This window comes from Actinomadura sp. B10D3 (assembly GCF_039871695.1).
In the GTDB taxonomy this organism is placed as follows: domain Bacteria; phylum Actinomycetota; class Actinomycetes; order Streptosporangiales; family Streptosporangiaceae; genus Spirillospora; species Spirillospora madurae.
Genome location: NZ_JBDPLY010000010.1, coordinates 56,754 through 80,626, shown reverse-complemented (window position 1 = coordinate 80,626; position 23,873 = coordinate 56,754). Strand labels below are relative to the sequence as shown.

Below are 23,873 nucleotides of genomic sequence, written 5' to 3'. Positions count from 1 at the left end.
GCGGGTCGCTGCCCCGTGAACAGGTGACAGGTGACCGGCGGGCGCGGCCCGGAAAATGGGCACGTTCGGCAAACCATCGACGTTGCGAGCGGTACAGCCTGTGAACGAGACCCAGGAAGGCCGATGGACACCGCTGCCGCGCGGCACGGCGTCCGGCGGCGGTCCGGCGATCACCGTGCGAGATCTTCGCAAGTCGTTCACCGTCCCGGTCCGCGACACCGGCCTCGGCGCGGCCATCGCCGGCGTGGTACGCCGCCGCACCCGCCGGGTACTCGCGGTGGACGGGGTCTCCTTCGACATCCAGGCCGGCGAGATCGTCGGGTTCCTCGGCCCGAACGGTGCGGGCAAGACCACAACGCTGAAGCTCCTCACCGGCCTGCTGCACCCCACCGGCGGCCGGGTGGGGGTCCTCGGTCACGTACCGGCCCGGCGGCGCCCCGACTACCTGACGAAGATCACTCTGGTCACAGGAAACCGCAACCAGCTGCAATGGGACCTGCCGGTCGACGACTCGTTCGAGCTCAACCGTGCCGTCTACCGGGTCCCGCACCGGGACTACCGGCGCATGCGCGATGAGCTGGTCGAGGCTCTGGAGATCGGCCCCCTGCTGCGCAAACCGGTGCGCAACCTGTCGCTTGGCGAGCGGATGAAGGTCGAGTTCACCGGCTCGTTGCTGCACCGGCCGGCGGTGCTGTTCCTGGACGAGCCGACGCTCGGTCTCGACATCGTCATGCAGCGGCGGATCCGGGCCTTCGTCGGCGGCTACGCCGCACGGCATGGCGCGACCGTGCTCATGACCAGTCATTACATGGCCGACATCGAGGCGCTGTGCCGCCGCGTGATCATCATCGATGGCGGGCGCATCCTGCTGGACGACCGGCTGGCCGACGTCGGTGCCCGGTTCGGGTCGATGAAGGAGGTCGACGTCATCCTGGACGGGCCCGCGGACCTGTCGAGGTACGGCCTGGTCACCCGGGTCGAGCCGGGCCGGGTCCGGCTCCGGATACCGAAACAGGACATCGCGCCGGCGACCTGGCACCTGCTCGCCAACCACCCGGTCGTCGACCTGTCCATATCGGACCCGCCGATCGAGGATCTGATCGCGACGATTTTCGCCGGCCGGGGACGGCGATGACCCCGGTCGCGGCGCGCGTGCGCGCGCTGGCCGGCTTCTACCGCAAGGCCGTCGCCGTGTCGGCGAGCAAGGTCCTGCAGTACCGAGTCACCAACTACCTGCTGATGGCCATCATCGCCACGGAGAGCGTCATCTACCTCATGCTCTGGCAGGCGGTCGCCGCGGCCGGCGGTGGCTCCGTCGGAGCGTGGACCCACCGCGAGATCGCCGCCTACTTCGTCGTGCTGGCGCTCGTGCGCAGCATGACCCTGACGTTCAGCCCGTACGAGTTCGAGGGCCGGATCCGCAGTGGGACCTTCGCCGCCGCGCTCCTGCGTCCGATGCATCCGATCCATGCCGACATCGCCGAGAAAGGGGGCGAGAAGCTCGTCACCATCGTCCTGTGGCTCCCCGTCACCGCCGCGCTGGCGCTGGTGTTCCGACCGGAGCTGACGGTGACCGCGGTCAAGCTCGCGGTCTTCGTCCTCGCCATCTGGGGCGCGTTCGTGCTGCGCACGCTGTACCTGTGGCTGCTCGGCATGACCACCTTCTGGACCACCCGGGCGAGCGCGGCATTCGACCTGTTCCTCGTCCTTGAGCTGCTCCTGTCCGGCCGACTCGTGCCCGTCTCGCTACTGCCCCCGTGGCTCGCGGACATCGCGGATCTCCTCCCGTTCCGTTGGGTGTTCGGATTTCCCGTCGAGTCGCTCGTCGCCGATCCGCCGGCGCGGGAGCTGCTCGCCGGGCTCGGCATGCAGGCGCTGTGGGTGGCCGCGGGTACCGGCGCGGTCGCGCTCATGTGGCGCTCCGCGGTGCGCCGGCACACGGCGGTGGGGACATGAGGGCCCCGAGGTTGGCGCTGCTGATGCTCCGCGTGCAGCTGCTCAACGAGCTGCAGTACCGCGCCAACCTCGCCGTGCAGCTGCTGCAGAACGTGATCGCGCTGGTCATCGGCGTCATCACGATCGACCTCGTGTTCGACCATGTCGACGACCTCGACGGATGGAGCAGACCCCAGCTGCTGGTCCTCTTCGGCGTCTTCACGCTCGTCGGCGGGCTGCTTCGGATGATCGTCCGGCCGGTGTTCGCCAAGCTGGTCGAGGACGTGCGCGAAGGCGGCTTCGACTTCGTCCTGGCCAAGCCCGTGGACACCCAGCTGTGGGTCAGCAGCCGCGCGGTCGACCTCTGGCAGGGCATCGACGTCCTCTTCGGTCTCGGTGTCATCGTCTGGGCGACGACGCTCCTGCCGGCGCAGATCCGGGTCACCGACGTCGTGATGTTCTGCGTCGCGCTCCTCCTCGGCACCGTCATCCTCTACTGCTTCCTGTTCTCCCTGGTCACGACATCGTTCTGGTTCGTGCGCACAGAGGAGATCGCCGAGCTGTTCCAGTACGTGTACCAGGCCGGCCGCTGGCCGATGACCATCTACCCCGGCTGGCTCCGGGTGGCCCTGACCTTCGTCGTACCGATCGGGCTGTCCGTCTCCCTGCCCGCCGACGCCCTCCTGTCGAGGCTGTCGGGGTACGCGCTGCTCGGCGAGCTCGCCGTCGCGGTCGTCTTCGTCGCGTTCACCCGGTGGATCTTCAGGTTGGGAATCCGGAACTACACCGGAGCATCCGCATGAGTCAACGCTCCAGCGCGACTCCCCTCCGGACGGTCCAGGAGTCCGCCGCCGCACCGAGCGTGGTCAACCGGCGCAGCCGGGCACCCCGCTGCCGCTTGGGCTCCAGCGCCTCGGTGCCGAAGTTCACCGAGCGCACGCCGCGCTCGGCCGCCCGCACGAGCGGTTCGTAGAACACCAGGTTGAAGTACGCGCACGTCCCGCCGGTCAGCTCGTAGTCGCAGCCCCAGCAGCGCACCGACCAGTCCGGCCCCTGTTCCCAGATCACCGAGAAGGCCACCGGAGTCCGCCCGCGGCAGGCGACCAGTGTCGTGCTCGAATCCCGCATCGCCAGCCCCGTGGTCAGCAGGTAGATCTCGTGGACCTCCAGCGCATCCCGGCTGCCGTACTTGCGCTCCACGTTGTGCAGCAGCGGTGCCAGCTCGCGGACGGCGTCGACGAGGGACACCTCGAACAACCGCAGCGGCGACGCCGCGAACCGGCGCCGCTCCCGCCGGAACTGCCGCCGCCTGGCGGGGAGCGACGCGAGGTACCCGTCGAACGAGGTGAACGTGACGTCGACGACGGCATCGCAGGACGTGCTCCGCGCGATGGACCGCGCGGGCAGCGCCGCCGCGACCGCCGGAGCGATCTCGTCCTCAAGCTGCGGGACGCACACGAAGTCCGCCCCCGCGGCGGCCGCGAGCTCGACACCGCGCCCGAACAGGGCGCGCAGCACCTCGGCCCGGTCGGGGCCGCACGCGGTCACCACATTCGGCAACGTACCGAGCGAGCCGAGGCACACGGCCCGCTCCCACCGCACGCCGACGGGCCCGAACAGCTCCGCCGGGTCGACCGCCGAGCCGCTCCGCCGCGACACCGGGTACACGGGAAGCAGCCCGCGGAGCCGGCCGCCCCGATCCGTCGCGACCACGTACCGCACCTCGCCGCCCTGCGCCGCGTACAGCCGCTCGACCCGAACCAGCTCGCCGGCCACGTGCGGGTGCGAGGCCGGTCCTTCGGTGAACCCGGCCGTGATCGGCTCTGACCGGTCGACAACGGTCACCGACAGCACGCGCTCAGCCGTCCGGGTCGATGGGGACGTCGACCCAGAACCGCCGCCGGTCGTACGGATAGCCCGGTGCCGCGATCCTGCGGTAGCCGCGCCGCCCGAGGTGGCGCCAGTAGCGGACCGGCTCGCCGTCGAGCCACAGCCGCACCAGTACGCCATCGAGATCGGTTTGCTCGCCGCCGCCCGTTCCGGTGAAGTGGAGGACTCGGGACCGCCGGCGGCGCAGGTCGCCGCGATGGCCGAGCAGGACGCCGAGAGTCCGGTCCGGTCCGACCTCGACCACGGTGGCCGGGCCCGCGCCGAGCACCTCTGCCGCCGCCGCGTCGAAATCGACCGGGTCCACGAGCAGGCTCGCCCAGAACTCGGCGGACCCCGCCTGCTCCGCGGTGATCTCCGACCCGCTCGTCCCGGACACCACCGGCAGGCGCGGTGGCCGCGGTTCGAGCCCGGCCAGCACCGCCGGCCAGCGCCGCGCGACGCCGGCCATCGCCGGTCCGCGCACGGCATGCGCGCGGTGCAGGCGACGGGTCGGGACATGGTTCGCGGTCAACCGGTCCGCCGCCTCGGCGACGGCGTCCGCCGGGCCGGAGAGCTCCACCTGTCGCGGCGCGTTGACGGCGGTGACCGTCACGCCGTCGGGCACCGCGGCGAGCACCGCCTCGGGCCTCGCGGCGGCCATGAGCCCTTCCCCGCGGGGCGCGTCCTGGGTAAGCCGCGCGAGCGCGGCCACCGCGCGCAGCCCGGGCTCGAAGTCGAGCACCCCGGCCACCGCGCCCGCCACGAACTCGCCGAACCCGTGCCCGAACAGAACTCCCGGCGCGACGCCCCAATGGATCAGGCAGTTCGCCAGCGTGTACTCCAGCACGTAGAGCAGCGGCAGCGCCACGACCGGCTCGGCGAGTGCCGCCGCGTCGCCCTTCGCCCACAGGGCACGCAGATCGATGTCCAGCAACGGCTCCAGCACGTCGAAGGCCGCGTCCGCACCGGCGCGGAAGCTCGGCTCGCTCGCGTACAGGTCCCGGAACGCCGCCGGTCGCGGCGCACCCGGCCCGGGAAAGGCGAACGCGACCCGCCGCCCGACCCCGTCCGGCCGGAGCACGCGGGCCCGGTTCCGCAACCCCGCGGCGGCGTCCCCCGCGTCGGCGGCGAGCATGGCGGCGCGCACCGGTTTCGCGGTGCGCCCCACCCGCAGCGAATGCGCGGCGTCCGGGAAATCCCCCTCGGCCAGCGACTCGAAGTAGGCGGCCAGCCGGTCCCGCTGCCGGTCGAGGACCGCCTCGTCGACCGCCGACCACAAGATCACCTCAGTGCTCCGGCGAGCCCGCGCGGGCGCCTGTGCGGGCGGTGCCTCTTCGAGCACCAGATGCGCATTCGTGCCGCCGAACCCGAAGGAACTGACCGCCGCCCGCCGCGGCCGCCCGTCCTCGGCCGGCCATGGCCCGGTCTCCGTCGCCACGACGAACGGCGACCGGGCCCAGTCCACGCGGGTGGTCACCGCGTCCACGTTGATGCTGGCCGGGATGCGCCGGTGGTGCAGGGCCAGCACGGTCTTGATCAGGCCGGCCACGCCGGCGGCCTGACCGAGGTGACCGATGTTCGACTTGACCGAGCCGATCGCGCAGTACTGGTGCGGCAGATCGTCCCCGCCGACCGCACGGAAGGCGTCCGCCAGGCCGGCGATCTCGATGGGATCGCCGACCGGCGTGGCCGTGCCGTGCGCCTCCACGTAGGAGATCGTGCGTGGATCGACCTCGGCGGTACGCAGGGCGCGCTGGATGCACTCGGACTGGCCGGCGATGCTGGGAGCGGCGAAACCGACCTTCCTGTCACCGTCGTTGTTGATGCCCGAGCCCCGGATGACCGCGTATACGGTGTCCCGGTCGGCGATGGCGACCGCCAAGGGCTTGAGCAGCACCGCGCCGACCCCGTTGCCGAAGTTCGTGCCGCTCGCGCTCTCGGCGAACGGGCGGCAGACTCCGTCCCTGGCCAGGATGCCGCCCGGTATCGGAAAGTACCCCCGGCCGACCGGAAACTCGACGTCCACCCCGCCGGCGATCGCCATCTCGCAGTCGCCGGCCCGGATGGACTTGCATGCCTCGTGCACGCAGACGAGAGACGTCGAGCACGCGGTCAGGACCGTCATGCTCGGGCCGCGCAACCCGAGCTTGTACGCCGTGAAGGTGGCCAGGTAGTCCGGGAAGTTGCCGAGATCGACGGCCGCGTCCCCGACCATGTCGACCAGGTCGGGCCGCCGCTCCACGTGGTCGTACCGGTAGCGGTTCACGTTGGCGCCGGCGTAGAGGCCGATGGAGCAGTCGTAGGTCGCCGGGTCGTAGCCCGCATGCTCGAGCGCGGCGTGCGCGGTCTCCAAGAAGAGGCGGTGCTGGGGGTCGCGGATCTGCGCTTCCCGCCGGGTCAGCCCGAAGTAGCCCGCGTCGAACGAGTCGGCCTCGTCGAGTAGTGGACGCCGCCGGACGTAGTCGGGGGCGTCGAGCCGCTCCCGGTCGACCCCGTGGGCGCGCAGCTCGTCGGCCGACAGGGTGGTGAGGCAGTCCCGGCCGGCGAACACGTTGTCACGGAACTCGTGGATATCGTTCGCGGCGGGAAACCGGCCCGCCATGCCGATGATGGCGATCGGATCGGGTCTTCCCATCGCAACTCCTCCGAGGCGGTGTCCCGACCGTCCGGTGGCGACGGTCCGATGGCCGCGGGACCATCGGTCCAACGCGGGCCCCAGTCTCGCCGCGCCCGGGACCAGCGGACATGTCCCGCAAACTCGTGACAGGCAGATGTCGGGCACCGGTGGTTAGCGTGCCGGAAGCTCGTCCGCCGATCCCGAGAAAGTCTGCCGATGCCGCGTGACCTCACCGCCGCCGAACGTGCCGGGCAGCCCGCGGACGCACGCGCGGCGGAGCCGACCGTCCCGGACCGGTTCGCCGCCGTCGCCGCCCGGCACCCCGGCCGCATCGCGGTGGTCTCGGACGGGCGGCGGATCACCTATGGCGAGCTCGACGGACGGATCGACCTGCTGGCGCGCAGGCTCGTACGGGCCGGCGTGAGGCGGGAAGCAGTCGTCGCCGTCGTCACCGAGGACGGCAGCGCCGACTCCGTGGTCGCGGCGTTCGCGGCGTGGCGGGCGGGCGGCGCCTACATGCCCATCGACCCGGCGTCTCCCCCGGCGCGAATCCGGCGGATGCTCGGCGGCGCCACCCCGGCCGCCCTCGTCGGCGCCCCTGACCTGATGCGCGCCGCCGGCGTCGAGACCGGCGCGATCGAGGTGCCGCGCGCCGCGCCCCCGCCACGGCGGCGCCGGCCGGAGACGTCCACGCACCTGGACGACCTCGCCTACATCATCCACACCTCCGGGTCCACCGGGGAGCCGAAACCGGTCGCCGTGCCGCATCGCGCGCTCGCCGCCGCGTACGCCGGCTGGGCCGCCGAGTACGACCTGCTGGACGCGCCCCGTACGTGCCTGCAGGGCGCCGGCCCGGCGTTCGACGTGCACATCGCGGACATCGTGCGGGCGCTGTGCTCCGGCGGGCGCCTGGTGCTGTGCCGGCAGGCCACGCTGCTCGATCCCGCGGCGCTGTGGCGGCTGCTGACGACCGAATCCGTGGACACGCTCGAACTGACGCCCTCCGTGATCCGGCTGCTGGTCGAGTGGATGACCGACACCGGCGCGCGCATCGACCGCGTCCGGTTGTTCATCTCCGGTGGCGAGCAGTGGCGGACCGAGGAGTTCCGCCGGCTGGCACCGCTGCTGGCGCCGACCGCGCGCATCGTGAACTCCTACGGGGTGGCCGAAGCCGGCATCGACAGCACCTGGCACGAGGTGACCGAGGAATCCGTGGAGGCGGACGCCGTCCCGATCGGCCGTCCCTTCCCCGGGGTCGAGGTGGCGGTCCTCGACCCGGGCGGGAATGAGGTTCCCCCCGGCGCCGTGGGTGAGCTCCACCTCGGCGGCCCCGGCCTGGCCCGCGGTTATCACGGGCGGCCCGCGGAGACGGCGCAGCGCTTCCTCCCGGACGGCGCGGGCGCGCGCAGGTACCGCACCGGCGATCTCGTACGGCGGCGAGCGGACGGGTCACTGGTCCACGTCGGCAGGTCCGACAACGAGGTCAAGGTTCGCGGTGCGCGGGTCGGTCTCGACGGCGTCGAGGCGACGCTGCGGCGGCACTCCGCGGTACGCGACGCCGCCGTCCTGCTGCAGCGCGTCGGCGGGCAGGGCGTCCTGATCGCCCATGTCGTCGCGGCGGCCGCGCCGCCCCCGGCCGGCCTGGGCGACACGCTCAAGCGATACCTGGCAGAGTCGCTGCCGCCGGCGGCCGTGCCCGCCGAAATCCGGGTCCACGGCGCCTTTCCGCTCAGCGCGTCCGGGAAGGTGGACCGGCGGGCGCTCGCCTCCGGCGCCGAGCCGGCCGTGACCGCGTTCCGGCCGGCCGACGGCATCGAGCGGACGCTGGGCGAGCAGTGGGCGCGGATGGTCGGCCGCCCGCCGCGGACCGCGACGGAGAGCCTCTTCCAGGCCGGGGGCGACTCGCTCACGGCGGCCAGGCTGGCGATCGCCATCCGGCGGGAGCTCTCGGTCGAGATCTCCGCGGGCACCGTCCTGACCGGCCCCACGATCCGGCAGCTCGCCGCCGCGGTGGCGGCGGCCGGCCCGGTCGCTCCGGTGGTCCCGTCCGGTCCCGTCTCCGCGGCGCCGTTCACGCTCGGCCAGCACGGCCTCTGGCTCCTGCACCAGCTCGACCCCGCCGACCCCACCTACCACCTCCCCACGGTCGTGCGGCTGACCGGCGACCTGCGGGTGGACGCGCTGCGCTCGGCGCTGGACGCGCTGATCGCCAGGCATGACGCGCTGCGCTGCCACGTGCACATCGCCGCAAACGGTCCCGGAGTCACCGTGCGCGACGCGATGCCGTGCCCGTTCGAGGTCGTCGACGCCGGCGTGCGGCCCGCCGAGACGATCGAGCAGTTCGTCGGGCGGCCGTTCGACCTGACCCGCGCTCCGCTGATCCGTGCGGCCCTGGTGCGGCACGGCGGCGACCTCCACGATCTCGTCATCGTGGTGCACCACCTAGTGTTCGACGACTGGTCCGAACGGGTGCTGCTCCGCGAGCTCGGCCGGCTGTACTCGGCCGCCGTCACCGGCACCGCCCCCGCCCTTCCCCGGCCGAGCATCGGCAGCGCCGAGCTGGCCGTCCGGCGCGCCGAGGTCGCGAACGGCCCCGCAGGCGCCGCGCAGCGCGAGTACTGGCGCCGGACGCTCGCCGATCCGCCGGCGCCGCCGTCGCTGCCCGGCCCGGCCGCCGGCCCGGCGGCCGGCGGACCCGGCCGGCACGCGGTACGCCTCGACGCGGCGCTGGCCGGTCGGATCCGCCGGATCGCCTGCGCGCACCGGGTCACCCCGTACGTCGTGCTGCTCGCCGGGCTGTCGGTGCTGCTGCGGCGCTGGTCCGGTGAGCGAGACCTGATCGTCGGCGTTCCGCTCGGCCATCGGGACCGTCCGGAGACCTTGGACATGATCGGATTCCTGGTCGCCACACTGCCGCTGCGCCTGGCCGTGGACGATCGGGCCGCGTTCGGCGACCTGCTGTCCGCGACCGGCCGTGCCCTCGCGGAGGGCGCGGCCAACGCCGAAGTCCCCGTCGACCGGATTCTGCATGATCTGCGCAGCGGCGCCCGCCGACGCAACCAGCTCTTCCGGGTGTGGTTCAACTGGCTCGGCGCACCCGCCGCCCCGCCCTCGATGACCGGCCTCACCACCGAGCTGGCCGAGCCGCCGGTGCCGGGCGCGCTGTTCGATCTGTCCGTCTACGTCGCCGAACACGGCGACGAGCTCCAGCTGGACCTCGTGTACGACACCGCCGCCCTCGACGCCGGGCACGCGGTGGCGTTCCTCGACCAGTTCGCCGCGCTGCTCGAACGGTTCTGCCGCGCTCCGGACCGCCCGGTCGCCCACCACGCGCCGGGCACCGGTTCGCGGCTCCCCGCGGACCTGCGCACCCGGCCCCCGGACCTGGTACGGGCACTGGCCGATACCGCCGCCGGCCACCGCGACGGCATCGCGGTCCGCGACGCCGCCGGCCACGGCACCTCCTACGCCGAGCTCTACGCGGCGGCCGCCGAGCAGAGTACGGCGCTGGTCGCCGCCGGCGTCCGGGCAGGCGACACCGTTCCGGTCCTCGCCGCCCGTGTCCCGGAGCTGGTGACCGCCATGCTCGGTGTGCTGGGCGCCGGAGCGGCCTTCGCCGTTCTCGACGCGGGGCATCCGGCCACCCGGCTCGCCGAGCAGTTGGCGGTTCTCGACGCCCCCGTCGGCATCACGGTGGCCGGCCCCGTTTCCGGCGAGCTGCGCGAGACGACGGCCACGTGGCTCGTCCCGCCGCCGCGTTCGGCGGCCTCGTGGCCAGTGCGCGCCCCCGGACCGCGCGGGCACGCCTACGCGGCGTTCACCTCGGGCACCACCGGGCACGCGCGGGCGGTGCGCGCCGGGCGGCAGCCGCTGGCCAACTTCCTGTGCTGGTACACGGAACGGTTCGCCATCGACGCCGCGGACCGCTTCGCCCTCCTGTCGGGTCTCGGTCACGACCCCCTGCTGCGTGACGTGCTGACCCCCCTGTGGGCCGGTGCCACCCTGTGCGTGCCGCCCGACCTCCTTCGCCGGCCCGTCGAGCTGCTGGACTGGCTGGCCGCCGAGTCCGTGACGGTCCTGCACGCGACCCCCGCGCTGTGCCGCCTGCTCAGCCTGCCGCCAGCCGTCCCGCCGTTGCCCGAACTCCGGCTGCTGTGCTGCGCCGGCGACCTGCTCATGGCCGGGGATCTCCCGGGCATCCGCCGGTGGGCGCCGGACGCCACGGTGATCAACGGGTACGGGACGACCGAGACGCCGCAGATCGTCGGCTTCGCCGTGGCCGTGGAGTCCGGCGCCGGGTCGGCGACGTCGGTACTTCCGGTCGGCCGCGGCGCGCCGGGTGCGGAACTGCTCGTCGTCGACGATTCGGGGCGGCCCGCCGCGATCGGTGAACTCGGCACGGTGACCGTCCGGAGCCCTTACCTCGCCGACGCGTACGCCGGCGCGCTGCCCGGACGCGCCGGCGATCCGATCCCGGGCCACCACCGGTTCGCGACCGGCGACATCGGGCGTCTCGGGCCCGACGGTCAGGTCACGGTGCTCGGGCGCACCGGGTCCCAGATCCAGGTCCGCGGGTTCCGCGTCGAGCTGGCGGAGATCGACCGCCGGCTGCGCGTCCACCCCGACGTCCGGGACGCCGCGGCCACCGGCCGGCCGGGACCCGACGGGGAGGCCCGGATCGTCGCTCATCTGGTCCCGGAACCGGGCACGGCACCGACGCTCGGCTCGATCCGCGCGCACCTCCGCCGGACGGTGCCCGACCACATGCTGCCGGCCGCGATCCACCTCGTCCCGCGGATCCCGCTGACCCGCAACGGGAAGGTGGACCGCACGCGGCTCGGCGACACCCCCGGCGCGGTGCCCGCCCCGTCCCCGCCCTCCACGGCCACCGCGCCGCAGACCGAGCTGGAACGCACCATCACCGCGGTGTGGGAGGAGGTTCTCGGGCACGACCGGATCGGCGCGGAGGAGAACTTCTTCGACCTGGGCGCGACCTCGCTTCTCTTGACCAAGGCACACGTCCGCCTCCAGCAGGTGACCGCCCGCGCGTTCCCCGTCACCGTCCTGTTCGAGCACACGACCGTCCGCGGTCTCGCCGGCCACCTGGCCGGCGAGACCGCCGAGTCGCCGCGGCCGGTGACCCGGCGGGCGCGGTACCTCGCGGAGGTTCGCGGCCGGCGGCTCGCCGCCCGCTCCGCGACCCGCCCGAAGGAGACGAGCACATGAGCAACCAGACCGACGGCATCGCCCTGATCGGGCTGGCCGCCCGGCTCCCCGGCGCGGCGGACGCCGCCCAGTTCTGGGACGGTCTCCGCACCGGGCACGAGGCGGTCCGGTTCCCCTCCGACGAGGAGCTCCTGGCCGCGGGCGTACCCGCCTCGATGCTGGCCGACAGCGGCTATGTCAAGGCGGTGGCGGAGACGCCCGGGCTGGAGATGTTCGACGCGGACTTCTTCGGCTTCACCCCGCGCGAGGCCACCCTGCTCGACCCCCAGATCAGGCTCTTCCTGGAGGTCGGGCACACGGCGGTCGAGGACGCCGGGTACGACCCGGCGCGGATCGCCGACGGGGCGGGGGTCTTCGGCGCGGTCGGCGTCAACCGGTACCTGGACCTGCACGTGCGCCGCCCAACCGGCTACGAGGCCAACTCAAGCGGAAACGCGGCCCTGAGCACGCTCAGCCATCCGGACTACGCGGCGACCCATCTCGCCTACCGCTTCGGCTTCCGCGGCCCGGCGCTGACGGTGTCGACCGCCTGTTCGAGTTCGGCGGTGGCCGTGCATCTCGCATGCCAGGCATTGCGGACCGGCGAGTGCGACATCGCCGTCGCGGCGGGCAGCGAGGTGGAGATGCCGGCCCATTCCGGCTACCTGTGGGATCCCGGCGGGCCCCTGTCGCCGGACGGGCACGTCCGGCCGTTCGACCATCGTGCCGCCGGCACCGTCTTCGGCACCGGCGCCGGCGCGGTGGTACTCAAACGGCTGGACGACGCCCTCGCCGACGGCGACCGGGTCCGGGCGGTCATCCGGGCCTCGGCGATGAACAACGACGGCGCGGCGAAGGCCGGGTTCACCACGCCGGGCGTCTCCGGCCAGGTCCAGGCCGTCCGCGAGGCCATGGTGCTCGCCGAAGTGGAGGCGCCGGACGTCTCGTTCATCGAGGCGCACGCGACGGGCACTCCGCTCGGCGACCCGATCGAGGTGACCGCGCTCGCCCAGGCCCACCGCACCCTCGGCGCCGACCGGATCGACTCCCCCCTCGTTCTCGGTTCGGTCAAGGGGAACATCGGTCACCTCGGGCACGCCTCGGGCATCGCATCGCTGATCAAGCTGGTGCTCTGCATCGAGCACGAGCAGCTCGTGCCGACGGTGAACTTCGCCGAGCCCAACCCGCGGCTGTCCCTGGACACGACGCCGTTCGTCATCGGCGACCGGACCACGCCGTGGCCGAGGAGCACCGCGCGGCCCCGGATCGCCGGCCTGAGCTCGTTCGGCTTCGGCGGTACCAACGTCCACCTCGTCGTGCAGGAGGGGCCGCCCGTGCGGCACTCCCCCGCCGCGCGGCGCCCACAGGTGATCGTGCTGTCGGCCCGGACCGCCGAGGCGGCGCAGGTCCACCAGGAGCGTATCGCGGCGGCGCTGGCCGGCGCCGGCGTCGGCCAATACGCCGACACGGCCGGCGTGCTGCAGGACGGCCGTACCCACCACGCGGCCCGGTCCGCCGTGGTGGCGCGGGACGCCGCGGAGGCTGCGCGCACGCTGCCCGCGGCCCCGATCCGTACCGGCGACGCACTTCCCGTGGTCTTCGTCTTCCCCGGCCAGGCGGCGCAGTACCCGGCGATGGCCACCGGCCTGCACGGAGCCGACCCGGCCTTCACCGAGGCGATGGACACCTGCCTCGCTGCGTTCGCCCAGCACGGGGTCCGGCTCGAAGAGCGCTGGCGGGACTCCGACGCCTCGGCACTCGCCGACACGACCGTCGCCCAGCCGCTGCTGTTCTCGGTCGAGTTCGCGCTGGCCGAGATGTGGCGCTCGTGGGGCATCATCCCCGCCGGAGTGCTCGGGCACAGCATCGGCGAGTTGACCGCGGGCGCCGTCGCGGGCGTCTTCGACCTGCAGGATGCGGTGCGCCTGGTCTGCGCGCGGGCCGAGGCGATGGCCGCCATGCCGCCCGGGGGCATGGTCGCGGTCAGCGCCGGTGCGGAGGAGGTGTCCGGCCTGCTGCCGGACGAGGTGAGCGTCGCCGTGGTCAACGGCCCGCGGCAGGTCGTGCTGGCGAGTCCCGCCGACCGGCTCGACGAGGTCCAAGCCCTGCTGAGCGAGCGCCGCCTGAGCTTCCGCCCGCTCACGGTCCCGCACGCGTTCCACAGCCCGCACATGGCGCAGGCGGCGACGAAGTTCGACCTGGCGTTCGCGGACGTCCGGTTGCACGAGCCGGCCGTTCCCGTCTTCTCTTCGACCGCGGGCGGGCCGGCCGGCGCCGGGACGGGGCGCGCGCGGTTCTGGTCGGACCAGCTGGTCCGACCGGTCCGCTTCGACCTCGCGGTCGACCATCTTCTCGGCGGGCATGACCGGCTGCTGCTCGAAGTCGGCCCCGGGCACACGCTGACCAGGCTCGCCAGAGCGCATCGGGCGGTGCGGGCTGGAACGAGCGGTGCGGTGGCGACGCTCCCGGCGAGCGCCGGGGACGACGACCTTCTCTCGGCGCTGGAGGCCGCCGCCACCCTGTGGACCGAAGGGCACGAGCTCAACTGGGCGGCCGTCCGGCAGCGGGAGGCGTTCCATCGCCTGCCGGCGCCGACCTACCCCTACCGGCGAAGCCGACACTGGCTGCCGCTGCGCAGCACGGTGCCGGACCGGGCGCCGGAGGAGAACGGAGAAGGCGCCGTCGCGCCCGAGCCGGAGGACGCCGCCGCGGGCCACGACGGGGTGACCCCGTACACGACCGTGACCTGGGTCGAGGAACCGCGCCCCGCGAACCGGCGAACCGGTGCGGGCGCGTCCGCGGTGGCCGTCGTGCCGGCCGATCACGAGGCGGCGCTGCCGGTCCTGCTGGCGTTGCGGCAGTCCGGCTACCGGCCCGTGGTGGTCCGCCCCGGAACCGCCTTCGCCGAGGAGCGCGGAGAGTTCCGGGTCCGTCTCGACCGGCCGGAGCAGCTCGGCACCGTCCTCTCCACGCTCGCCGACCGCGGGAAGCGGCCGGCGCTCCTGGTGCACGCGCTGTCGGTGGAGGTCCTCGACCGGCCGGCCAGGACGAACCTGGACGAGCAGCTGGACCGCACGCTGCACAGCCTCGTGGCGCTCGTCCAGCACGGCGGCCGACACAGCCCGGAGGCGGAACTGCTGGTGCTGGCCGGCCGATCGGCCGACCTCACCGGCGCCGAACCGCTCGACCCGGCGAAGGCCGCGCTGCACGGGGCGGTCCGCAGCCTCGCCCTGGAGACGCCCGACCTCGCCTGCCGGCTGATCGACGTCGGCGACCCCGTGCGCGAGGAGGACCTCGCCGCCGAGATCGCCGCCACCGGCACCGACCAGGTCGTGGCGTTGCGCGGGCCCGGCCGATGGGTCCGGTCCGAACGGCCTTACACGCCGGACGCTCCCGCCGCACCGGCCGTCCGCAGGGGCGGCGTCTACCTGCTGACCGGAGGGCTCGGCGATCTCGGACTGGCCGTGGCCGGCGCGCTCGCCGACACCGGGTTGCGCCCGCACCTGGTCCTGCTCGGCCGGCACGGGATCGCGGCGGACGACGAGCGCCGCCGGGCGCGGGTCGCTGCGCTGAAGGCCGCCGGGGCGACGGTCTCGCTGGAGGAGTGCGACGTGGGCGACCACCGGAGCATGCGCCGCGTGCTGGACATCCTGCGCACCCGGCACGGGGCGGTGCACGGGATCGTTCATCTGGCCGGTGTCGCGGGAGGCGGCACGTTGCTCGGCCGCGACCGGGACGACACGGCGGCGGTGCTGTGGCCGAAGGCGATGGGCACGGTGGTGCTGGCCGAGCTGCTCGCCGACCAGCCGCCGCTCGACTTCTTCGTGACGTTCTCCAGCCGTGCCGCCGTCGACGGGCTGCTCGGCGGGGCCGACTACGCCGCGGCGAACGCGTTCGCCGACGCGCAGAGCCGCCTCATGGCGCGCGCCGGGATCCCGGCGGTGAGCCTCAACTGGCCCGCCTGGCACACGGTCGGCATGGCCGTCCGGCCCGACCCGGCGCCCGAGGGCTCCCGGACGTGGTCGGCGGTCCTGGATCCCCGCGAGCACCCGATCCTCGACGAGCACCGGATCGACGGCGTCCCCGTGCTCCCCGGAACCGGTCACCTCGACTTCGTCGTCCGGGCGTATCGCGAGGTCATCGGGCCGCACGCGGGACCGCTGCGGCTCACCGACGTGGTCTTCCAGCGGCCCCTCGCGGTGCCCGAGGCGCGACGGGTGGAGGTGCTGTTCCGGCCGGACGGTCCGGGCTGGCGCTTCGCCGTGGGCTCCACGCCGGCGGCCGGCGTCGGCGGCGAGAACGTAAGGTATGCGACCGGCTGCGTGGTACCGATGGACGCGGACGAGACCGCGACGCCATCCGACCCCGGCGCGTCGCTCCAGGATCTGCGGGAACGGCTCACCGCCCCGTCACCCGACCACGACGGGAAGGACCATCCGCGACTGTTCGCCGTCGGCCCGCGCTGGGACATCGTCCGCGGTGTCACGACCGGGCCGGACCACGGCGACGAACTGCTCGTCGAGCTGGCCCTGCCCGAGACGTTCCAGCAGGATCTCGACGTCCATCCGCTGCACCCCACCGTGCTGGACTGCGCGACCTCCGCGGTACGCCGCCCGGCCGCCGACGGGCTGTGCCTGCCGTTCGGCTACGAGTCACTCGAACTCCACGCCGACCTGCCCGCCCAGTCGGTCAGCCACCTCCGCAGGCGTCCCTCCGGCGCCGGCCTCATCGTCGCGGACATCGACCTCTACGCCCCGGACGGGGACCTCGTGGCGCGGATCGCCGGGTTCAGCATGCGGCAGGTCACCGACGGCGCCTTCCTTCCCGACGAGGACCCGGTCGACGGCATCGCGCCCGAACACGGCGGCGCGCTGTTCCTGTCGCTGCTCGGGACCAGGCACCCGTACCAGGTGTCGGTGCGCCCCCACGTCAACGGTGTGCCGGTGCGCACCAGGGTGATCGCGGGGGCACCGACCCTCCCGCCACCGCAAGTGACGGAACCGGGAGCGCCGTCGCCTTCGTCGCGGGTGGCGGCGCCCGTCGCGGCATCGGTAGCCGCACCGGTCGCGGCGCCGGTGACCTCCGGATCGGTGCGGGACCGCCTGGCGGCGCTGTGGGAGCGCGTGCTCGGCATCGCCCCGTCCGGCGAGCTCGCCGACTTCTTCGAACTCGGCGGCAACTCGCTCAGCGCGGTCGAGCTGATGTCGGAGATCCGCGCCGAGTTCGGCATCCGGACCGGCATCGTCACCCTGTTCGACCACCCGACGCTCGGCGCGCTGGCGGAGATCATCGCGGCGGAAGGCGCGGCGACCTGATGGCTGCCACCGAGCGGGACGCGCCGCTCTCCGACAAGGAGCGCGCCCAGTGGATGCTGCACCGGCTCGTTCCCGAACACGGCATCTGCAACGTCGGCTTCGCGGTGAAGGTTCCGGCCCGGCTGCGCTGGTGGCCGCTGCGCGAAGCGCTCGATCACGTGGTGCGGCGGCACCCGGCCTTGCGAACGTCCATCCAGTCCGTCGGGCACGAGCTGCGCAAGCGGTTCCTTCCCGCCGACGAGGCGACGGTGCCGCTGGAGGTGCACAAGGGCATCGGCGAGCAGGTGACGGAACTCGTCACCGGCCTGGTCGCCGAACGCATGGACCTCGACCGCCCTCCGCTGGTCAGGGCACACATGATCATGTTGCCGGACGCGACCGTGGTGTGCGTCGTCCTCCATCACCTCGTCGTCGACGACGTCACCACGCGGATAGTGACGCGGGAGACGGCGGCCCTGTACGACGCGTACGCCGCCGGCGACACCTCACCCGAGCTGCCCCCGCCCGCTCCGCCACAGGTCGAGCCGGCGCCGGACGCGGCGGCGATCGAGTTCTGGACCGAGCATCTGGCGGGCATCGATCCGGAACGCCTCGCACTCGCGGGCGCCCGGCCCGTCCCCGACCGGCCGACCTTCGCCGGGGCTCGGCTCGACCGCGCACTGTCCACGGAGGCCGTCGAGGCGGTCGCCCGGCTCCGGTCTCGCACCAGGACGACCGACAACATCGTCCTGCTCGCCGCGTACTATCTCCTGCTCGCCGGCCACGGGGCCGGCCCGGACCTCGCGGTCGGCGTCCCGGTGACCACCCGGCGGGGCGGCGCGCGGCACGACTCCGCCGGCTTCCACGCCAACATCCTGCCCATCCGGGTGCGCGTCGACCTCGACACCGACTTCGCCGCCCTCGTCCGGACGACCAGGGACGCCTTCCTCGGTGGGCTCGAACACGGACACGCCTCGTTCGAGTCGGTGCGGCACGCCCTGGACACCAGGTCGGCCGACTGGCGGGCGCCGCTGTTCCGCCAGTCGTTCAACTACCGCCCGACCGGGCCGGACGAGCTGACCATGGCCGGCCGGCCCGTCGAGTACGTCGACGCGTGGCACGGGCTGAGCCGGCTCGACCTGGAGCTGATCGTCCGGGCGGGCCCGCCCGTCGAGCTCACCGCCGTGCACAGCACCGAGGTGCACGATCGCGAACATGTCGCCGATCTTCTCGACCGCTACGAGAACCTGCTGGTCGCGCTCGCCGCCGATCCGGACCGGCCCCTGCGCGAGGTCGACGCCCTGCCGGCGGCGGACCGGGCCCTTCTGGCGCGCGTCAACGACACGGCGCGGCCGTGGCCGGCCGGGACGGTCCCGGACATGATCGGCGATCGTGCCCGGCGGGCTCCCGGCGCTCCGGCCGTCGACGAGCTGACCTACAGCGACCTCGCCGGCCGGGCCGCGGGGGTGCGCGACGCGCTGCTCGCCTGCGGGGTCGCCCCCGGCGACGTCGTCGGCACGTACGCGGGCCGCGGTCCAGGGCTGGCGGCGGCCGTGCTCGGGGTGTGGGCGGCCGGCGCCGCGTACCTGCCGCTGGACCCCGCGCACCCGATCACCCGCGCCCGGCACGAGCTGGACGACGCCGGAGCGGGCGTCGTGCTCACCGACCGCGATCTTCCGGCCGACCTGGCGGGCGGGCGGCACGTCGTCAGGCTGGACACCGTGCCCGGCGGCGTACCCGGGACCCGGTCCGCACCAGGTCCCGAGGACGCGCCCGCCTACCTCCTGTACACCTCCGGCTCGACCGGCCGTCCCAAGGGCGTGCTGGTCACCCACGGCAACCTGGCCAACGTGGTCCGCCACTTCGCGGACATGCTCAAGGTGGCGCCGGGCGACCGGGTGCTGTGGCTGACGACGTTCGCGTTCGACATCTCCGCGCTCGAACTGTTCCTCGCGCTGAGCACGGGAGCGCGGGCGGTCGTCGCGGACGACCGCGCCCAGGTCGATCCCGGGGCGCTCGCCTCCCTGGTCGAGCGCGCGGACGTCACACTGCTCCAGGCGACACCGACGACATGGCGGCAGCTCCTGCCGCGGCTGCGCGGCCGATTGCGCGGCCGGCGGGTCCTGTGCGGCGGCGAGCCGCTGACGGCGTCGCTCGCCGAGCGCCTGCTCGCCGAGCAGTGCCGGGTGTTCAACGTCTACGGTCCCACCGAGACCACCATCTGGTCCACGGCGGCCGAGCTGGAGCCGCCCGTCCCCGAGCGGGTCCCCATCGGCCGTCCCATCGCCAACACCACCGTTCGGGTCGTGGACGAGCATGGCCGGGCCGCGCCGCCCGGCGTTCCCGGTGAGCTCTGCATCGGCGGGCGCGGAGTGGCGCTCGGATACCTCGGCGACGAGGAACGCACGGACCAGGCGTTCCGGACGGTCGGCGGGCTCGGCCGGCACTACCGGACCGGCGATGTGGTGCGCCTCCGCCGCGACGGGCAGCTGGAGTTCCTCGGCCGGGTCGACCGGCAGGTGAAGATCCGCGGGCACCGCGTCGAGCTCGGTGAGATCGAGTCGGTCCTCGAACAGCACCCGGGGGTGCGAGCGGCGGCCGCGCTCGCCGAGCCCGACGCCGGCGGCGGTCTCAGGGTCGTCGCCGCCGTCCAGGGCGAGATCTCCGCGAGCGACGACCAGCTGGAGGGGCTGCGCCGGCACGCGGCCGGGCTGCTACCCGGCGCCGCCGTTCCGACCCGGTTCGCCGTGGTGGGCGACATCCCCGCCAACGGCAGCGGCAAGGTCGACTACCGACGGCTCGCGGAGTCGGTCACGCCGTCCGGCGACGGTCCGGCACCGCAGCCGCCGGCCGACCCGATGACCCGGCTCGTCGTCGAGCTGTGGCGCACCCTTCTCGACCACCAATGGATCACGGCCGAGTCGAACTTCTTCCTCTGCGGCGGCCATTCGCTCATCGCCGTGGAGCTCGCCGAGCGGGTGAACGTCCGGCTCGGCACGGCCGTGGACTTCACCGACGTGTTCGCGGCACCCACCCCGGCGCGGTTCGCGGCCCTGCTGAGCGAACGGAGGCCTCCCCGGTGACCGACCAGGACCAACGCGGCTGGTTCGTGCCGCTCGCGGCAAGCGACGGCATGCCGCTGTACGGCTTCCCGCACGCGGGGGCGGGGTGCACGCAGCTCGCGAGGCTCGCCCGCGCGGGTGAGAAGGTCGGCGTCTCGCTGTGGTCGGCGAACCTGCCAGGCCGGCAGGGGCGGCTGTCCGAACCGCCGATCACGGTGTTCGAGCCGCTGGTGGACGAACTGGCCCAGGGCCTCATGGAGCATGTGGACGACCGGCCGTACGCGATGTTCGGCTACTGCGCGGGGGCACTCCTCGCATACGGGGTGCTCCAGGCTCTGGCCCTGCGCGGCGCGGCCATGCCGGGCCGCTTCGTCGTCGCCTCCTATGACGCCCCCGACATCGCCCGGCGGCCACGGCGCATGGCGCACCTGCCCCGCGAGGAGCTGTGGGCCCGGCTGTGCGACGACGGCGGCGTGCCCGAGTCCCTCGCGGGCGACGCCAAACTCCGCCAGGTCGCCGAGCCGGCGGTGCGCGCGGACTTCGCGGTGCTCGCCGGCTACCGCCATCGGCCCGCCCCGCCGCTGCCGGTACCGATCACCGTGTGCTTCGGCACCGACGACCCGGACGTCGAGCGGGGCGCGCTGCTCGGCTGGCGCCGGCACAGCTCCCGATCGGTCGACCTGCGCGCGGTCCCGGGTGGTCACTGGCTCGTCGACGACGCGCCCGACGAGCTCGCGAACGTCGTCGCGGCCGTGCCGGCCGACGCGAGCGCCGGGCGGCCGGCATGACCGGGGCCGCCGCCCGGCTCGGTGCCGAGCTCGACGCGAACGAGCGGGGGCTGTGGGCGTTCCAGCAGCTCGTACCGCACCGCGGGGTGTCCAACGTGGCCATGGCCATCGAGATGAGCGGGCCGGCCCGCTGGTGGCCGGTCCGCCGGGCCGTGGAGCTCGTGGTCGCCCGGTACCCGGCGCTCCGGAGGTCGTTTCCCGCGGTGAACGGGGTGCCGGTCCGTCGCGAGCACCGGCCTGACGAGGCCGGCGTAGAGGTCGAGGTGCATCAGTCCGTACCCGGCGAGCTGGCGGCGGACCTGCGCCGTTTCGCCGCCCGGCCGTTCGGGCTCGGCGAGCCCCCGCTGGTCCGCGCCGGCCTGTTCATCCCCGGCCCGGACCAGCACGTGATCTGCATCGTGGCGCACCACATCGTCACGGACGCGGCCAGCCTCGACACCGTGCTCACCGAACTGCGCCGCGCCTACCTGGCCCTGAGCGCCGGACACGAGCCGCCGATCGCCGCGCCGGTGCCCGGCCGGGCGCGGAGCGGGCAGGACGAGTCCGCGGTGCGGTACTGGCGCGAACGGCTCGCCGGGTTCGACGCCACCGGGATGCGGCTGGAGGAGTCGGCCGTCTCACCGGAGGAGCCCACGTTCTCCGGCGCCGAGCTGGACCGGGTGCTGACCGTACCCGCCGACATGCTCACCGGGCTCCGCCGGCGCTGCCGCGCGACCGATTCGGCGATCCTGCTCGCCACCTTCTACCTGGTGCTCCACGAGCACGGAGCCGCACCCGACGCGCTGGTCGGCGTCATGATGGACACCCGCCCCGAGGGCGGAGCCGGTGTCGGCTACCACGTGGCGACGGTGCCGCTAAGAGTCTCCCTGAACGGCCGGGCCGGATTCGCCGACCTGGTCACCCGGGTCTCCGGCGAGATCGTCGCCGGCAGGGAGAACGGCGCGATGCCCTTCGAGTTGCTCGCCACCGCCCGCCCTGACCGCTCGGAACCAGCATGGTGGCGCGGCGCCCTGGTACGGCACTGCTACAACTTCCGGCCGGAACGGGCCTCCGACGAGCCGCTCGGCGACGGGTCCCGCTTCCGGGACGTCCACACCGGCCTGTCCAGGTTCGACCTGGAGCTCGTCGTCCAACCGGTGGCGGGGACGTTGCGGGTCGGCCTCCAGTACGCCACGGAGATCCACGACGCGGCGTTCGCCGAGCGCTTCCTCGACCGGTTCGAGCTGGCGCTCGACCAGGCCGTCGCGGATCCCGACCTGGCGCTCGCGGACTTCGACCTGCGCACCGCGCGCGACCGGCACGTCGTCGCGGCCGCCAACCGGACAGCCGTGCCCTGGCCGGCCCCGCCCACTGTGCTCGGCATGATCGTCGAGGCGGCGCGCGACCGGCCCGACGCGGTCGCGATCACGCAGGGCGGACGCACCACCACCTACGGCCGGCTGCTGTCCGCCGCGGCGGCCGTCCGCGACACCGTGCTGAGCCACGGCCGCGGCGCGGACCATCCGATCGTCGCGATCGCGGCTCCGCGCGGCGCCGGCACCGCCGCCGCGGCGATCGGGATCTGGGCGGCGGGCGGCTGCTACGTGCCGCTCGACCCCGGCCACCCGCCCCGGCGGCTCCTCCAGCAGCTGGACGAGGCCGGTTGCGCGCTGGTCGTCGGCGGCGACGATCTTCCGCCGGGGTGCCTCGACGGGCGGATCCGCGTTCCGCTTCCCGATCCGGCCACGGCGGCGGGCACCGGGCCGGACCGGTTCGAGTACCGCCCGGCCCCCGCCGACCCGGCGTACGTGATCTTCACGTCGGGGTCGACGGGACGGCCGAAAGGCGTCCGGCTGACCCACCGCAACCTGGCGAACGTGGTCCGCCACTTCACCGCCGAGCTCGACCTGGACGCCTCGGTCGCGATGACATGGCTGACCACGTTCGCGTTCGACATCTCCGCCCTCGAACTGTGCCTTCCCCTCGCGGTGGGCGGGCGGGTCGTGGTCGCTCCGGACGAGTCGACGGCGCGGCCGGCCGAGCTGCTCGACCTCATCGTCCGGGAGCGGGTGTCGGTGATCCAGGCGACACCGACCACGTGGCGGCTGGTCGCCGGGCACGCGACCGGACGGCTGACCGGCCGCACGATCCTGTGCGGTGGGGAACCCCTGCCGTCGCGGCTCGCCGGACGGCTCGTGGCGACCGGCGCGCGGGTGTTCAACGTGTACGGCCCGACGGAGACGACCATCTGGTCGACCACCACCCGGATCACCCACCCCGGCGCCCGGATCACCATCGGGCGGCCGATCGCCAACACCACCGTCGACATCGTCGACCGGCGCGGCCGGCCCCGGCCGGTCGGTCTGGCCGGCGAGCTGTGCATCGGCGGTGACGGCGTCGCATCCGGTTACCACGGCCGCCCGGACCTGACCGGCGAGCGGTTCGGCGACGGTGCCCGGCTCGGCCGGCACTACCGCACCGGCGACCGGGCCCGCTGGCTGCCCGACGGGACCATCGAGCTGCTCGGCCGGGCGGACCGCCAGGTCAAGATCAGAGCGCACCGCATCGAGCTCGGCGAGGTGGAAGCCGCACTGGAGACGCATCCGGACGTCACGACGGCGGCGGCGATCGTGGTCGGCGACTCCGCCGACACCAGGATCACCGCGTTCGTCGTCGCCGATCGGGCCGGGCTGGAGACCGAGCTCTGGAACCACGTGAGCGAGGTGCTGCCCGGCTACGCGGTGCCGAGCGGGATCACGGTGCTCGACGCGCTGCCGACCACGGCCAACGGGAAGGTGGACTACCGTGCGCTGGCCGCACGTCCGGCCGGCCCGCCGGCCCGCGGCGGCCGCCGGAACGGCGCCGAGGCGACCGACGAGACCGAGGCGGCGCTCATCGCCCTGTGGAGGTCCGTGCTCGGCCGAGCCGACCTGGATCGGGACGCCAACTTCTTCCTGAGCGGCGGGCACTCCCTGCTCGCCGCGCGCCTGGCGCAGATCGCGAGCGACAGGTTCGGAACGCCTCTCACCATGGGCGCGGTCTTCCGCGCCCCCACTCCAGCCGCCTTCGCGACGCTCGTCCGCGAGGAGGCGGGACGATGACGCATGATCAGCGGCAGATCGTC

General features: G+C 73.9%; 10 protein-coding genes. 8 read left to right on the top strand and 2 right to left on the bottom strand.

Annotated features, from left to right (window positions below; genetic code table 11):
* Positions 1-100: 100 nt before the first annotated feature.
* The 3 genes from ABGB11_RS17255 to ABGB11_RS17245 are packed head-to-tail and all read left to right on the top strand — an operon-like array spanning position 101 to position 2,738.
* On the top strand, positions 101-1,135 hold the full coding sequence (locus ABGB11_RS17255; protein WP_347633839.1) for an ATP-binding cassette domain-containing protein: 1,035 nt from the start codon (positions 101-103) through the stop codon (positions 1,133-1,135).
* Complete coding sequence (locus ABGB11_RS17250; protein ID WP_347633837.1) at positions 1,132-1,956, top strand: ABC-2 family transporter protein; 825 nt, start codon at positions 1,132-1,134, stop codon at positions 1,954-1,956. The genes ABGB11_RS17255 and ABGB11_RS17250 overlap by 4 nt, the downstream gene beginning before the upstream one ends.
* A complete protein-coding gene (locus tag ABGB11_RS17245) occupies positions 1,953-2,738 on the top strand; it encodes an ABC-2 family transporter protein (RefSeq protein WP_347633835.1) in 786 nt (261 codons plus the stop codon). Before ABGB11_RS17250 ends, ABGB11_RS17245 begins: the two co-directional genes overlap by 4 nt.
* A gap of 1 nt (position 2,739) precedes the next feature.
* On the opposite strand, the gene ABGB11_RS17240 is transcribed toward ABGB11_RS17245, so the two are convergent.
* Complete coding sequence (locus ABGB11_RS17240; protein WP_347633833.1) at positions 2,740-3,780, bottom strand: GNAT family N-acetyltransferase; 1,041 nt, start codon at positions 3,778-3,780, stop codon at positions 2,740-2,742.
* Positions 3,781-3,793: 13 nt separating this feature from the next.
* The gene (locus ABGB11_RS17235; protein WP_347633831.1) at positions 3,794-6,439 is read right to left on the bottom strand and encodes a type I polyketide synthase; all 2,646 of its coding nucleotides are present in this window, start codon (positions 6,437-6,439) and stop codon (positions 3,794-3,796) included.
* A 198-nt stretch (positions 6,440-6,637) separates the two neighbouring features.
* Between ABGB11_RS17235 and ABGB11_RS17230 the strand changes: the two genes are divergently transcribed.
* Genes ABGB11_RS17230 through ABGB11_RS17210 form a run of 5 tightly spaced genes read left to right on the top strand, consistent with a single transcriptional unit; the run spans position 6,638 to position 23,850 of the window.
* The gene (locus ABGB11_RS17230) at positions 6,638-11,647 is read left to right on the top strand and encodes an amino acid adenylation domain-containing protein (protein ID WP_347633829.1); all 5,010 of its coding nucleotides are present in this window, start codon (positions 6,638-6,640) and stop codon (positions 11,645-11,647) included.
* Complete coding sequence (locus ABGB11_RS17225) at positions 11,644-16,941, top strand: SDR family oxidoreductase (protein ID WP_347633827.1); 5,298 nt, start codon at positions 11,644-11,646, stop codon at positions 16,939-16,941. Before ABGB11_RS17230 ends, ABGB11_RS17225 begins: the two co-directional genes overlap by 4 nt.
* Positions 16,941-20,003, top strand: a complete 3,063-nt coding sequence (locus ABGB11_RS17220) for an amino acid adenylation domain-containing protein (RefSeq protein WP_347633825.1) — start codon at positions 16,941-16,943, stop codon at positions 20,001-20,003. The genes ABGB11_RS17225 and ABGB11_RS17220 overlap by 1 nt, the downstream gene beginning before the upstream one ends.
* Complete coding sequence (locus ABGB11_RS17215; protein WP_347633823.1) at positions 20,000-20,770, top strand: alpha/beta fold hydrolase; 771 nt, start codon at positions 20,000-20,002, stop codon at positions 20,768-20,770. The genes ABGB11_RS17220 and ABGB11_RS17215 overlap by 4 nt, the downstream gene beginning before the upstream one ends.
* Positions 20,767-23,850, top strand: a complete 3,084-nt coding sequence (locus ABGB11_RS17210) for an amino acid adenylation domain-containing protein (RefSeq protein WP_347633821.1) — start codon at positions 20,767-20,769, stop codon at positions 23,848-23,850. The genes ABGB11_RS17215 and ABGB11_RS17210 overlap by 4 nt, the downstream gene beginning before the upstream one ends.
* Positions 23,851-23,873: the final 23 nt, after the last annotated feature.